Origin of the sequence: Pseudorhizobium xiangyangii, assembly GCF_020531965.1 — a bacterium.
GTDB lineage: Bacteria > Pseudomonadota > Alphaproteobacteria > Rhizobiales > Rhizobiaceae > Neorhizobium > Neorhizobium xiangyangii.
The window spans coordinates 25,032-37,548 of record NZ_JAJAWH010000021.1 but is presented as its reverse complement, the minus strand read 5'-3'; the positions used below and the strand labels follow the sequence as shown (position 1 = coordinate 37,548).

The 12,517-nt window shown below is 58.9% G+C and carries 11 protein-coding genes; 1 reads left to right on the top strand and 10 read right to left on the bottom strand.

Going from position 1 to position 12,517, the window contains the following annotated elements:
* Nucleotide 1 precedes the first annotated feature (1 nt).
* Entirely contained in the window at nt 2–982 is a 981-nt protein-coding gene (locus LH464_RS18075; RefSeq protein WP_226787804.1) for a C4-dicarboxylate TRAP transporter substrate-binding protein, read from the bottom strand.
* A gap of 75 nt (nt 983–1,057) precedes the next feature.
* Between LH464_RS18075 and LH464_RS18070 the strand changes: the two genes are divergently transcribed.
* The gene (locus LH464_RS18070; protein WP_226787803.1) at nt 1,058–1,768 is read left to right on the top strand and encodes a GntR family transcriptional regulator; all 711 of its coding nucleotides are present in this window, start codon (nt 1,058–1,060) and stop codon (nt 1,766–1,768) included.
* A 91-nt stretch (nt 1,769–1,859) separates the two neighbouring features.
* Here the strand turns inward: LH464_RS18070 and LH464_RS18065 are convergent, their stop codons facing one another.
* The 9 genes from LH464_RS18065 to LH464_RS18025 form a co-directional block, all read right to left on the bottom strand.
* Nucleotides 1,860–2,552, bottom strand: a complete 693-nt coding sequence (locus LH464_RS18065; protein ID WP_226787802.1) for a response regulator transcription factor — start codon at nt 2,550–2,552, stop codon at nt 1,860–1,862.
* Complete coding sequence (locus LH464_RS18060; RefSeq protein ID WP_226787801.1) at nt 2,549–5,236, bottom strand: sensor histidine kinase; 2,688 nt, start codon at nt 5,234–5,236, stop codon at nt 2,549–2,551. Before LH464_RS18060 ends, LH464_RS18065 begins: the two co-directional genes overlap by 4 nt.
* Nucleotides 5,237–5,311: 75 nt before the next feature.
* Nucleotides 5,312–5,515 carry a potassium-transporting ATPase subunit C gene (locus LH464_RS18055; protein ID WP_226787800.1) on the bottom strand — a complete coding sequence of 68 codons (204 nt, stop codon included), beginning with the start codon at nt 5,513–5,515 and terminating at the stop codon, nt 5,312–5,314.
* A gap of 70 nt (nt 5,516–5,585) precedes the next feature.
* Nucleotides 5,586–6,632, bottom strand: a complete 1,047-nt coding sequence (locus LH464_RS18050; RefSeq protein WP_226787799.1) for a glutathione synthase — start codon at nt 6,630–6,632, stop codon at nt 5,586–5,588.
* Complete coding sequence (locus LH464_RS18045; RefSeq protein WP_226787798.1) at nt 6,633–8,534, bottom strand: flavohemoglobin expression-modulating QEGLA motif protein; 1,902 nt, start codon at nt 8,532–8,534, stop codon at nt 6,633–6,635.
* Nucleotides 8,531–9,349 carry an N-formylglutamate amidohydrolase gene (locus LH464_RS18040; protein ID WP_226787797.1) on the bottom strand — a complete coding sequence of 273 codons (819 nt, stop codon included), beginning with the start codon at nt 9,347–9,349 and terminating at the stop codon, nt 8,531–8,533. The genes LH464_RS18045 and LH464_RS18040 overlap by 4 nt, the downstream gene beginning before the upstream one ends.
* A gap of 186 nt (nt 9,350–9,535) precedes the next feature.
* On the bottom strand, nt 9,536–10,609 hold the full coding sequence (locus LH464_RS18035) for a DUF2218 domain-containing protein (protein WP_226787796.1): 1,074 nt from the start codon (nt 10,607–10,609) through the stop codon (nt 9,536–9,538).
* A 55-nt stretch (nt 10,610–10,664) separates the two neighbouring features.
* Nucleotides 10,665–11,486 (bottom strand): ABC transporter ATP-binding protein, encoded by an 822-nt coding sequence (locus LH464_RS18030; protein WP_226787795.1) that lies wholly within the window; start codon nt 11,484–11,486, stop codon nt 10,665–10,667.
* Nucleotides 11,483–12,517 (bottom strand): FecCD family ABC transporter permease, encoded by a 1,035-nt coding sequence (locus LH464_RS18025; RefSeq protein WP_226787794.1) that lies wholly within the window; start codon nt 12,515–12,517, stop codon nt 11,483–11,485. Before LH464_RS18025 ends, LH464_RS18030 begins: the two co-directional genes overlap by 4 nt.

Below are 12,517 nucleotides of genomic sequence, written 5' to 3'. Positions count from 1 at the left end.
TTTACTTGCTGGTGATGGCCTGCAGTTCGTCGCGCAAGGCGCTGTAGCCTAGCTTGTCGTAGACACCTGCGGTGGCTTCCTGGAAGGGTGCCAGGTCAACATTGTTGACGGTCATCCCGGCAGCGACAAGATCGGCCTCGATCTTCGTCAAGGAATCCTGCGTTCCGTAGGATGCGATGTCGCCGGCCTTGAGCGCTTCATCCCGCAGCATAGTCTGCAATTCGGCGGGCAAGCTATCGAACCAGGGGCCAGAGGTGACCAGGCCGGTTATGAGGTTGATGTGACCCGTCTTGGTCAACACCTTGGTCACTTCGGGAAGATTGGCTCCCAAGCCTGCTGGCAGCTGAGCTTCGACGGAATCTATGACTCGCTGCTCGAGTGCAGAATAGACCTCGGCAAATGGCATCGGTGTTGGCACGGCGCCCATTGCTGAGACGGTTTCCACCCAGACCGGTGCGCCGGGGGTTCTCATGCGATTACCCGAGAGATCGGCAGGCACGTTGACTTCCTTGTTGGTCCACAAGTGTCGCTCGCCCTGCCACCAATTGAATGACAGGACCTGGTGACCTGACGCGTCGTGCAGCTTTTTGACCCATTCCTCGAACTTGGCCGAGACGACGACCTTGCGGATGCCGTCATAACCAGATGCAAGATAGGGCGCGCCGAGCACGCCGAACTCGTTCACGAATGCAGCCAGGCGCCCGCCATCAACGATGACCGCCACCGGAGCACCGGCGCGTGCCTGTTCAAGGACGTCCTCATCGGCGCCAAGCTGCGAGTTCGGAAACAGCTTGACCTCGACTGCGCCTTTGGATGCTGTGGCGACATTGTCGCGGAAGGCTTCAAGTCCCTTGTAGAGGGGATCTGAAGCCGTCAGCGCGGTATTGATGCTAAGCGTGTAATCTGCCGACAGTGCCGGTGATGAAAAAGCGATGGTGCTGACCGCAACAGCGGCGAGCGAAGAAAGCGAGATGAAATTCATGGATAATCCTCCCAAAAACCAATACGGCCCTCCAGCCTCTTTGCAAGACTAGTATGGTAGTATAGAGGAGTCAATATGGCAGCGAACTTCAAGCTCACGACATTACCGACAGACGCGATGCTTGCCCGGCAGATCAGTGTGGGTGGCCGGGTCTACCAGGTGTTGCGGAACGCCATAGTGCAGTTGCATCTGCGCCCGGGTGACACACTCTCCGAGGCAGAAATTGCTGGCCAACTTGGTGTCTCGCGCCAGCCGGTCCGGGAAGCTTTCATCAAATTAGGTGAGGCGGGACTGGTGGAAATTCGTCCGCAGCGCGGAACCTTTGTGCGCCTGATCTCGAAGCACGAGGTCGAGAACGCTCAGTTCCTGCGTGAGGCCATAGAGGTTGCGGTCGTGCGTAAAGCGGCACTGCAAGCTTCGCCCGAAAGCATTGCACAGCTTCGGGATGTGATCGAACAGCAGCGCATAGCTGCTGCTAAAGGTGATCACTCCGGATTCCTGCGCCTGGATGAAGGCTATCATCAGGCGATTGCGGGAAGCGTTGGATGTGATGATGCCTGGCGGGTTCTGGACAGCCTGAAGGCCCAGATGGATCGCGTCCGCTATCTGTCGCTGCCGCAGGCGACCCCCTTGGTCGTTATCATCGACCAGCATGCGAAGATTGTCGATGCCATCGAGGCAGGATCGCCGGCAGACGCAGAAGCCGCCATGCACCTTCATCTTCGCGAGATATTGACGTCATTGCCGAAGCTTGCCGACGAAAACCGCGCCTTCTTCGCGGATTGAGCCTGAAGCGAACTCCCGAGCGCTTGGCGTCGCTGATCGGGCCGAGAAAACGCCAGCCAGCGCCAGCTCCGAAGAAAGTCAGGCGGTTGCGTCAGTCCGCCTCGGCCAGCCGGTATCCGACGCCGGTCTCCGTGAGGATATAACGGGGAAGGTCTGGGCTTTCCTCGATCTTTTGCCTCAACTGACGGACGTATACTCTCAGATACTGGACATCGGTGATTTCTCCCCAAACGTTGTCCAGCAGAAAGCGATGGGTTAGCACCCGCCCAGAGTGTTGAACGAGCAGTCTCAGGATGTCGTACTCCTTGGGAGTGAGTTTTATTTCCTCTCCCTTGATCTTGACGATCCGTCTGACAAGATCAACGAGCAGCTCTCCGGTCTGAAAAATAGGCTTTTCACCTTGTGTCTGGAGGCGATGACGAAGAGCGACGCGAATGCGTGCGACCAGCTCATTCATCCCGAACGGCTTCGTCATGTAGTCATCCGCACCCAGTTCCAGCGCTTTGACTATGCCTGCCTCGTCTGTGCGACTGGAGAGAATGACGATCGGTACGGAAGTACCCTCGGCGCGCCATTTGGCCAACAACTCATGCCCGTTCATATCCGGCAGTCCGAGGTCGAGCAAAATGAGATCGGGGTTCTCCACGGCAAGCATTTGCATGGCTACCTTGGCATTCGATGCGCCGACCACCACAAAGTCCTGTGAAGAAAGGCCGACGTCCAGAAGCTTGCGGATCGGAGGTTCGTCATCGACAACGAGTATTTTCACAGCTGCCTGGCTCATTCTGGGTTTCCTTGAGGTGAATTCGTTTTCGGCAGCGTGATGGTGAACATCGCTCCGGGTCGATCCGGCCGGTTCTCTGCAAGGATGCGGCCACCCATTGCTTCAATGAAGCCTCGGCAGATCGACAGGCCGAGGCCGGTCCCCGCCGTCACGTAATCGATTTTCCTGACGCGATAGAAGCTGTCGAATATCCGCTCCGCGTCTCCCGGTGGTATCCCCGGGCCTTCGTCAAGGATACGCAGGACGATACCGGTATCGTCAGCCCACCCCCTGATTTCGATCCTGGAGCCCTCTGGCGAATATTTCGCGGCATTGTCCAGAAGGTTAAAGACGGCTTGCTCGAACAATACCGGATCGATTCGAAGCATGGGCAGGTCGGGCGTTATCGCCACTTCAATCTTGTGAGCGCCGGTGATCTTGGTGGCGCGGGCGAGCGCCGACCCCACGATGTCTCCGAGGTAGTGAAGCGCATAGTTCGGTTCCAACGCTCCGGCACCTATTCGCGTCATATCCAGGAGGTTGCCGATGAAACGGTTTAGACGCTCGGATTCCTCAATGACTGTCGACAGCAAATCCTCTCGTGACGTTTCGGACAACTTTCCCCAAAAATCCTTCAACGTTCCGGCGGACCCCAGAATTCCCGCCAGGGGCGTCTTGAGGTCATGGGAGATGGACGTCAGCAGCGCGGTCCTCAAACGGTCAGTTTCAGCGGCAAGCTTGGCGTTGTCCACATCCGCCACGAGATGGATACGCTCGATCGCGAGCGCCGCCTGGTCCGACAGCGCATCGAATAGCCGTTGCTGCTCAGGGGTTAGCAAGGGACCCTGCTTGTCATTGTCGAGACCAACCACTCCGATTGCGCCACGTCCTGTTCTCAACGGCAGATAAAGCCGCTTGGCTCCGGGCAGGGTGTCGGCCGCTCGGCCGGCGGGCCGATTGTGCTCCCATGCCCATTTGGCGGCAGCAATATCGGCGTCCACCAGAGTGTCGTCCGGCGGATAGCCGGCCCTGACGCTGAGTGTTCCGTCTTCCTGAAGAAGGATGACGACCCGCAACTTGAGCATGGACGCGATCTGATACGCGGTGGCCCAGAGAACATCGTCGAGGGTGCCGGTTCCGGCTAGCTTCTTCGAGAAGAGGTAGAGGTCTTCTGCCGTGCGGGCACGCTGCCGTGCCGCTGTGGCCTGACGCTGCACAGCCGCTGTCAGATTACTGGCAATGAGTGCCGTCCCCAGAAAAAAGAGAAGAGCGATGACGCTTTCGGGGTCCCGCACCGAAAGCGTGTAGCGTGGCTCGAGGAAGAAGAAGCTGAAGGTAACCGCACCGAAGAGAGAGGCATATAGGCCGGGACCAAGGCCGCCCTTTACGGCAGACGCCATGACACCCATCAGGAACACCAAGGCGAGGTTGCGAACATCGAGCGTTCTGTCGAGAAGGGCGCCTATGGCCACAGCCAAGGACATGAAGACAGTACTCGCAATGTAGTGCTTGAATCCGGGACGTTTGCGTGGCGTGGCTGAGCGAACACCGGGTGAGACAATTTCCTCCTCACCGCCCGACATGACGTGAATACTGATCGTTCCGGAGTGCCGGATAAGATCGTGCGTGATCGACCCTTCCCAGACCTCGCGCCATCGGGGCTTGTTCGACTTTCCGATGATGAGGTGATTGAAGTTGTTGGCATTTGCGTAAGCGATGATCTCGCGCGCAATGCTGGAAGCCGGGAGCGTTACGGTGTCTGCCCCCAATTGCTCCGCCAGCCGCATGCACGCGGCTAGTCGGTCCTTGTCTTTCTCCGGCAGGTTGGCTGCTGAAGCGGCCTCCAAATGCAGGGCCGCCCACGGGGCGCGAAGCCGATCAGCCTGCCGGCGGGCGTAGCGGACCAGTGCTGCACCATTTCTTCCATGATCAAGACATACAAGGATACGCTCGCCCGCTGCCCAAGGCCCGGAGATCGCGTGTGCCTGCATGTGATTTAAAAGCTGTTCGTCGACCCGTTGCGCGGTACGACGCAAGGCCAGCTCTCGCAACGCCGTGAGATTTCCCGCAGAAAAGTAGTTCTCGATCGCGCGCTGCGCTGTCCTGGGGACGTAGACCTTACCGTCCTGCAATCGCCTGATCAGATCTTGTGGCGTGATGTCGACGATCTCAATATCGTCGGCCCGATCAATAACAGAGTCAGGGACGGTCTCCTTGACCCGAATGCGCGTGATTTGCGCCACAACGTCGTTGAGGCTTTCGACGTGTTGAATGTTAAGCGTCGTATAGACGTCTATGCCTTGGGCGAGAAGTTCAAGCGCGTCCAGATAGCGCTTCGGATGCCGGCTACCGGGGGCATTGGTATGCGCGAGTTCATCAACGAGCGCCAAAGCGGGACGGCGCTCGATGAGGGCGTCCAGGTCCATCTCGTCAAGGACCTGTCCCTTGTAATCAGTGGACCGACGCGGAACGATCTCAAGGCCTTGTATCAACGCTTCGGTTTCCGGCCGGCCATGCGTTTCGATGACACCGACGACAACATCGACACCGTCGGCCTGCATTGCCCTCGCCGACAACAGCATTTCGTATGTTTTCCCCACGCCTGGAGCTGCGCCGAGGAAAATTTTGAGCTTGCCGCGTGCCTCCCGGTCCGCTCGCTCAAGCAGTGCTTCAGGTGACGGGCGACGTTCTTTGCCACTGTGCATATCGTTGACCACCGATCCTGACCCTCCGATATCGGCAGCGCATCACCATGGGCCACCGACACTGCTTCGTACCTCTCAGTTCGCCACGACGTTGTCCAGCGTCAACACGCTGCGTTCGATAACCTGCTCGACATGGTCAATTGGAGCGTTACAGGCCTGCGCAATCCGCTCGGCCTTGTAGCGGATAGCTCTCTCCGTAATGTGGGGATCGAGGCCGGCACCTGATGCAACGGCGAGCCTACGGCAGTTTCCGGTGTGACGGCCCGACCAACTGCCCAAGCGGCGCCTGGCGCCCGCAATGTTCAGCGTCTATTCCAGAGCTTCCGGATGCCTGATCAGCTTTCCTCGCCTACAGCGTCGCCAACGTCCGATTTGAGAGCTGGCCCGCGTAGTTCTTTTGCATTTCTACCTTCTGTTCCAGTGCCGCGATGACATCGGGGGCCAGGTCGACACCGTGGAGTTCGGCTATATTGGGTAGGCCTCCGGGCGTGAACACATTGATTTCGAGGACTTTGTCGCCGACGATGTCGAGTCCGACCAGAAACATGCCGTCTTCGATCAGTTTTGGCCGAACCATATCGGCAACCGCGAGGATCTTGGGTGTGATTTCGACGGCCGCCGCAGTGCCCGCAGCGTTCATGTTGGAGCGTACTTCGCCCTTCGCCGGCACGCGCCGGAAGGCGGCGTAGGCACCGTCGCGTTGCAGGGGCCTGCCATTCATCAGGAAGAGCCGAATGTCTCCCGCGGTAGCGTCCGGCAGATAGCCTTGTGCAATCAGATAGCCTTCACCGCTGACCGCCTCGAAGATCTGGTTAAGGTTGGCTTCCTTGCTCGAGGCAATCTTGAATACGTTTCTGCCACCTGATCCCTGTAAGGGCTTGAGGATGACGCCCTGCTTCTGTTCGTCGATGAAGGCGCGAATTTCCTCGATGCTTTTTGAGATCAATGTGACGGGGCGCACCGCTTCTGGAAAACCCTGAAAATAGAGCTTGTTCTGTGCGCGCGCCAACCCATCGGGGTCGTTCACTGTGAGAACGCCGCGCTCTGCGGCCAATCGCCCAAAGATGGCGCCGGCATGCGCCGCCCATGGCCTCTCGTCGGCGTCTTCGGAAGGGTCGTTTCGGAGGAAGAGCACATCGACTTCGCTGATATCGATGGTCTGGATATCCGCCTGGTCGCCTTGTAGTGCAGAGATGAATGCGTCCGCTTTTCTAGGTTTTGAGCTCTTGGATGTTGTCGCGCGTATCAACAGGCTGTTGTCCGGCCGCAGGACGAAGTCTCCAGGGGTCACGTAACAGACCTCATGGCCACGAGCCATAGCGGCGATTGCCAGGGAGGTCGTCGTGTAAGTCCCAGCTTCGCCCTCGATCGAGTTCACAAAAAAGGCAATTCGCATTCAAAACTCCTGTCGTTGAATCATATCAAGTGGACGCATGCCGCTTCTGGCCCGCTCAAGCCGCTGGCGTCCTTCTGCGGTATCGAGAAACATGGGTTGGACTGCTGGGCGGCGAAGAAGCCCTCGGTCAGCAAGTTCCTGCATGACACTGAAATGTGATGCGGAAATCTTCCCCATCCAGAAGGGCTCCAGGGCGCCGCCTTTCTCCAGGTGATCCAGAAGGGCGAGCAGGCCACGCAGATAGATGGCGTCTTTGGCAAGACCTCCGCCGCGGTAAAGCCGCAGCACCAGATTGAAGGCAGCCGGTTCCGAGAAATCATAGTCGTCGACCATCGTCGCGTAGGTCTCGGCAAATGTCGCGCCGTCCAGCATAGAGGCGCAGCCGACCACACGTCCGGCAATCAGCTTAAGCCGCTCGGGCGTCATTCCGCCCGCGAGGTATTCGGCGAAGACGGCAATCCCTTCCTGCATTCCCTCGTAGCCGGCAAGGCCCGAGCGGAAAAGCCGCAATCCTTGGGCGGAGCCATTGAAATAGGTGAGAAGATGAACCCCGATTTCATGCGAAAGAAGAGGTTCAATACGGTGCACATCCATGAGCGTGCTGCGGGCTATCAGCAGACGATGGCCGGACACCAACAGGCCGGAGGGCAGGTCGTCACGGAGCTCGATCGAGACCTCGAAATCCTCTAGTTGTCGATGATAGGCGGCAATCATCGCCCTGGCGCGGTGTTCAACCAGAAAGCAGTCGGCAATCCTGTCTTCCGCACCCGTATCCTTATCCTTATCACCACCTGGTTCACTATCGACCAACGTGCCGAGGATCGTCTTGGCCTCGCGGAGAAGTGCCGGCTCGACAGGTCCATAGAGTGCCCGGCTAAACTCGACGAATTTGGAACCCTGACGTGAGGATAGCAGCGATAGCTGCAGATCGAGCTCCTGCTGCTTCTCGCGATAGAGTTGGTACAGGACGGGGTCTTCAAGATGGTCGAAGGAGATCGAGAACAGCTTTCGTTTGACAGCTTCAACCTGCAACGCGAGCGGGCGATAAAGAAAGATCGGATGCTCCTTGGCGGCACCGCTCCTGAAGGCTTCAAACGCGGCCTCTGCGTTGATCGGCGTGACCGCCAGCAGAAAATCGAATGTCGACGCGATATCGTCGATACTGCGGTCCACTTTGGAGACCGCATCGACAAATGCCTTGCGACCCAACGCTCTGTGTGTCGTCAGACGGAAAATCTGATGCATCTCGATGAACGAGGAGAAAGCCTGCAGGCCCGCATCGACGAGCATGGCTACGAGCTGATCTCGCAGCTCCGGATATATCTCGTCGGATCCGGGTTGCCGATAGACAGGCGCAAATCTCACCGCCAGTGCCGAGCAGCCGAGCTCTCTGGCAAGCTGCTTGTCACCGCTGGAGGGAGCAGCATCTGTCTTTTCAACGCGCGGTGTGCGAAAGCGCGCCTCACTGTCTCTGACCGCTGTCGAGAACGCGTCGGCCGCTGCAATCGCGTCGGCGCTCGACCAGATCGATACGTCGAATGGTGGCAGAAAAGGAGCATCCGCGGTGAGAAACCTGTCCTGTGATAGCTCGCCGATGTCAAAGAGCATGAAGGCGCCGAAGCGCTCCTCCAGAATGCTGGCGATGGCATTGATCACGGCAATTGCGGTATCCACCTGAGGTGCGACCAGGTATGAGGCGTTGGCCTGAGCAATGTCGCGAGCGGTCGGCTCGGCCCCATCCTTCGCAATGTGAACGCACAGGAACGGCAGGGGCCGGTCAATATGCAGGCGTCCGCCGTCGGGCAGCTCGCGGCGTATGGACTTTCCCTCCCGGACACACGCCGAGAGGTCATCCAGCCAATCCTCTTCGTCCTGCTGGCTGACCGGCTGTGTTTTGGTCATCGGCCTGCCTCCAATGCTCGCTCCAGCACGGGAACCGAGGAGGCGACGATTCCCCGAAGCTTTTTGAGGATCCCGAGGTCCGGCTCGCCCGTCCACTCGTCCATGAAGAACTTCTTGAATTCGACAGCAATGGCGCAGCCGGAAGCCGGGAAGCGTTCATGGATGAAACGGGTCTGTTCACCCTTGCCTTGGAAGGCGACGTTCTCCTGAACGTCGAGTGGTTGTCCGTTGATTTCAAAAGATCGAAGATGATTGATGAAGGCGTCAAGAACGTAAGACCAGCGGGCGCGATCCATGGAGGACGTGCCGATATTGATGTCCGGCGCCTTGGCCTGCTCCGTCGGCGCGGCTGAAGGTCCCGCCCGGCGATGATTATAGCTGTGTACATCAAGCACGATGAACCGGCCATATCGGTGCTCGATACCCTTCAAAAAGGCGTCCAGCATATCGTAATAGTCGTCATGGACCTGAAGGGAGGTCTCGGCGTGATGCGATGACAGCCGATCTTTCCAGACGTTCAGACCCCAGGCTTGCTCGGGCGTGAGGTATATCGCACCGTCGCGCGCCCGGTTGATGTCGACTTCGAACCGTGACCGATGAAAAACGATCCGGTTGGGAACATCGCGCGTTGTAAATTCCGTGAAAGGATCTTCTTCGCGAAGCCGTTCGTCGGATGAAAGCGCATATAATTCCAGCAGTTCTGGGCGAACAAGATGTCCTTCGTGAATTGCGGTGGAGACGACGGGTGAGGCGCCACGTTGGATTGTCCAGAGGGCTTCGATCCGGGGCGGTGGCTCAATCAGAGAATGCGTCATGCCGGCTTAACGCACGGGAACTTAAAAGGTTACGCGAGTTCGTTGACGCGTCAAAAGCCCGCGCCGCTCACTTGCACGGCAGCTCGCCTGTCCTATGGGCTAGGACGCGGGCCAAGTACGCTTGGCCGGCGTCAATCAGGACAGATTGCTGTGATCACCGTCCATATCGGATCGGAGGGCTAACCTTTACGTGAGCTGGGTGCCCTCGTGTTCCCAATACCAGGCGGCGTACATCCGCTTCCGCTCATGCCCGCGCGTCTTCAGGAAGGAGCGGATGGAACGCACGTCCTCCTTTTCACAGGCGACCCAGACGAAGGTTTCGCTGTCGACTGAGGTTATCGCATTCTTGATGGCTTCAACCAAAGCGCCCTTCGCCCCGGCTGGATAGTTCTTTCGGTGCAGCCAGCGAATTTCGAGCGAACCGGCGGATGGAAGAGCCTGTTCTTCGGCCTCATCAAGGACCTCGATGATCGCTTGCATTCGGGTGCCCACTGGTACTTGGGCCGCAATGCGCGCAATGGCGGGAAGGGCACTCTCGTCTCCGGCCAGAAGAATGGACTTTGCCAGTGGATGGTCGCCGCCTCCCGGTCCGAGAAGCGCCACCTTCTCTCCGGGTTGCGTATCCCTGGCAAAATCAGCTCCTGGAGTGTGGACGCCGGGTGCCGGGTGCTGAAGGAAATCGATCCATAATTCCCGGCGTTCGACGTCGACCGAGCGGATGGTGTAGACGCGCACCAGAAGTTCGTCCTCACCTTCCGGCCAGTCGGTACGCCCATCCTCGCGCAGTCCCGGCCAGACGGGAGGCCTGCCCTTCGGGGGGACGAGCAGGCGAACGTGCATGTCGCCGCCGACAAAGGGTGTGATGTCGGAACAGGCAAATTTCACCCGTCGCATCAGCGGTGTCACGTCCTCGGCAGACACCACAGTGACGTGATGGATGTTCGGCAGAGAAGCCCGCCGAGTGGGATCGGACCAGTTCAATTCGAACGGTTCCTCGCCAGCGAAGTAGAACAGATGTTCGGCAATGATGTTGCGGGTTAGCTGAAGTGCTTCTTCCGTTGGGCAGGTGAGTTCGATCAAGAGCTGATCTGACTGGCGACGAATGCCAGCGATCCCGATCTCGCTCTTCAGTAACACCAGGTCTCCGTCACGATGAACATCTGAATGTTCGATGAAGTGCTCGCAGATCTCGTCGAGCATACTTCCTGCATCCGTCGGCAGCGCTGTGCCGGAGAGTTTGAATTCCTGAACTCCGTTCATGGGCGCTCCTCCTTCTGGTTGTTTGTGGTGCATGTGGGCATGATTATTGTGCCGGTCATGAGATCGGCGAGCCTTGTTCCGATATCATCCGGTGCCGACCTATCGGTAGCATGATCGGTCTGCCGGACGTCGGGTCGGCGATGATGCGGCTTTCGAGGCCGAACACATCGCGCACATTTTCGACTGTGAGCACGTCTCCGGGCTTTCCCGATGCATGGAGGCGGCCTTCTGCCATTGTGACAAGGTGATCCGCGTAACGTGCAGCAAGGTTCAGGTCGTGTAGCACCATGACGATCGTCGTGCCGCGCGCTTGGTTGAGATCGGTCAGAAGATCCAGCACCTCGACCTGATGGTTTATATCCAGAAAGGTCGTGGGCTCGTCCAGCAGCAGAAGGTCGGTCTGCTGCGCCAGCGCCATCGCGATCCAGACACGTTGGCGCTGGCCGCCAGACAGCTCGTCCACCGGTTTTTCCGCAAGATCGAATGTCTTTGTCGCCTCCAACGCGGCTGCGACGGCCTCGTCATCCCGTCGTGTCCAAAGGGACAGCATTCCGTGATGGGGATGCCGGCCGCGACTGACAAGGTCGGCCACGGTAATCCCCTCGGGAGCGATCGGTGACTGGGGCAGTAATCCGAGGATCTTCGCCAGTTGCCGAGGAGGGATGCGATGGATGGATTTGCCGTCGAGGAGCACTTGGCCGCTTCGTGGCGACAATAGTCGCGACATGGTGCGTAACAGCGTGGACTTCCCGCACGCGTTGGCACCGACGATGGCGGTGATCTTGCCGGGGGGCACATCGAGATCAAGCCCATCCAGGATCAAGGTATCGCCGTACCCGGCAGCAAGCTTCTCGACGGTCAGGGAATGGGTGGTCACAGAGAGCCTCCGGTCCGGTTGACGCGTACAATCAGATAAATCAGGTAGGGAGCGCCCAATGCGCCGGTCACCACGCCTACCGGGTAACGGCTTGGCAGCAGGAATTGCCCGCAATAATCGCCGGCAAGGACGAGTACGGCACCGACGAGCGCGGATGGTATCAGCAGCGATCCATTCGTGCCGACGATGCGAGCAGCAATGGGTGCAGACAGGAATGCGACAAAGGAAATAGGTCCCGTCACCGCAGTTGCGATCGCGATCATGGCAACGGCGGCGACGATGACGACGATGCGCGTGCGTCCGACATCGGTGCCAAGCGCTGCGGCGGCGTCGTCACCCAGTCGCAATGCCTCCAGATCACGGGCGCGGGTCAGCAGTAAACCGCCGAAGAAGACAAGTGCCAGCAGAAGTGGGAATGATTGAGCCAGCTGCACGCCGTTGACGCTGCCCGTCAACCACCGCATCGCCTCCTGCAAATCCCATGCCGCGGCGCGTGACAGCGTATAGGCGATGAAGCTGTCCATCATGGCTGATACGCCGATGCCGACAAGGATGAGCCGTGTCCCTGCGACGCCGTTCCTGAACGAAAGCCCGTAAATCAGCATCGCCACGCCCAGCCCGGCGACGACCGCAAAGATCGAGACCAGGGGCCCATCAAGCTGCAGGACGACGATCGCAAAGACGGCAGCCGCACTGGCGCCGGAGCTGATGCCGATGATATCGGGGCTTGCGAGGGGGTTGCGCAGCATAATCTGGAAGGATGCACCGGCCAATCCGAAGCTCAATCCTGCCAGGACTGCCAGCACGGCCCGCGGTAGCCGCAATTGCCCCACGGTGAAAGACGCCCCGGCTACATCCTGTCCCAAAAGCACCCGGCCAACGTCGCCGGGCGGCGTGAAGGATTGCCCCCACATCAACGTCACAGCAAACATCGCCGCGAGAAATGTGGCAGCCAGAACGATCATCAGAAAGCGCCGCCGCTCGCGGCGACGACGACCATCGGTAATTGTCTCTACGGGGAGGGCTGCCAT

Bases quoted from the DNA above. Each gene is read 5' to 3' on its own strand.
- LH464_RS18040 (WP_226787797.1), bottom strand. From the start codon at position 9,349: ATGACGCATTCTCTGATTGAGCCACCGCCCCGGATCGAAGCCCTCTGG.
- LH464_RS18060 (WP_226787801.1), bottom strand. From the start codon at position 5,236: ATGCACAGTGGCAAAGAACGTCGCCCGTCACCTGAAGCACTGCTTGAG.
- LH464_RS18070 (WP_226787803.1), top strand. From the start codon at position 1,058: ATGGCAGCGAACTTCAAGCTCACGACATTACCGACAGACGCGATGCTT.
- LH464_RS18025 (WP_226787794.1), bottom strand. From the start codon at position 12,517: ATGGCAGCCCTCCCCGTAGAGACAATTACCGATGGTCGTCGTCGCCGC.
- LH464_RS18065 (WP_226787802.1), bottom strand. From the start codon at position 2,552: ATGAGCCAGGCAGCTGTGAAAATACTCGTTGTCGATGACGAACCTCCG.
- LH464_RS18035 (WP_226787796.1), bottom strand. From the start codon at position 10,609: ATGAACGGAGTTCAGGAATTCAAACTCTCCGGCACAGCGCTGCCGACG.
- LH464_RS18050 (WP_226787799.1), bottom strand. From the start codon at position 6,632: ATGCGAATTGCCTTTTTTGTGAACTCGATCGAGGGCGAAGCTGGGACT.
- LH464_RS18045 (WP_226787798.1), bottom strand. From the start codon at position 8,534: ATGACCAAAACACAGCCGGTCAGCCAGCAGGACGAAGAGGATTGGCTG.
- LH464_RS18075 (WP_226787804.1), bottom strand. From the start codon at position 982: ATGAATTTCATCTCGCTTTCTTCGCTCGCCGCTGTTGCGGTCAGCACC.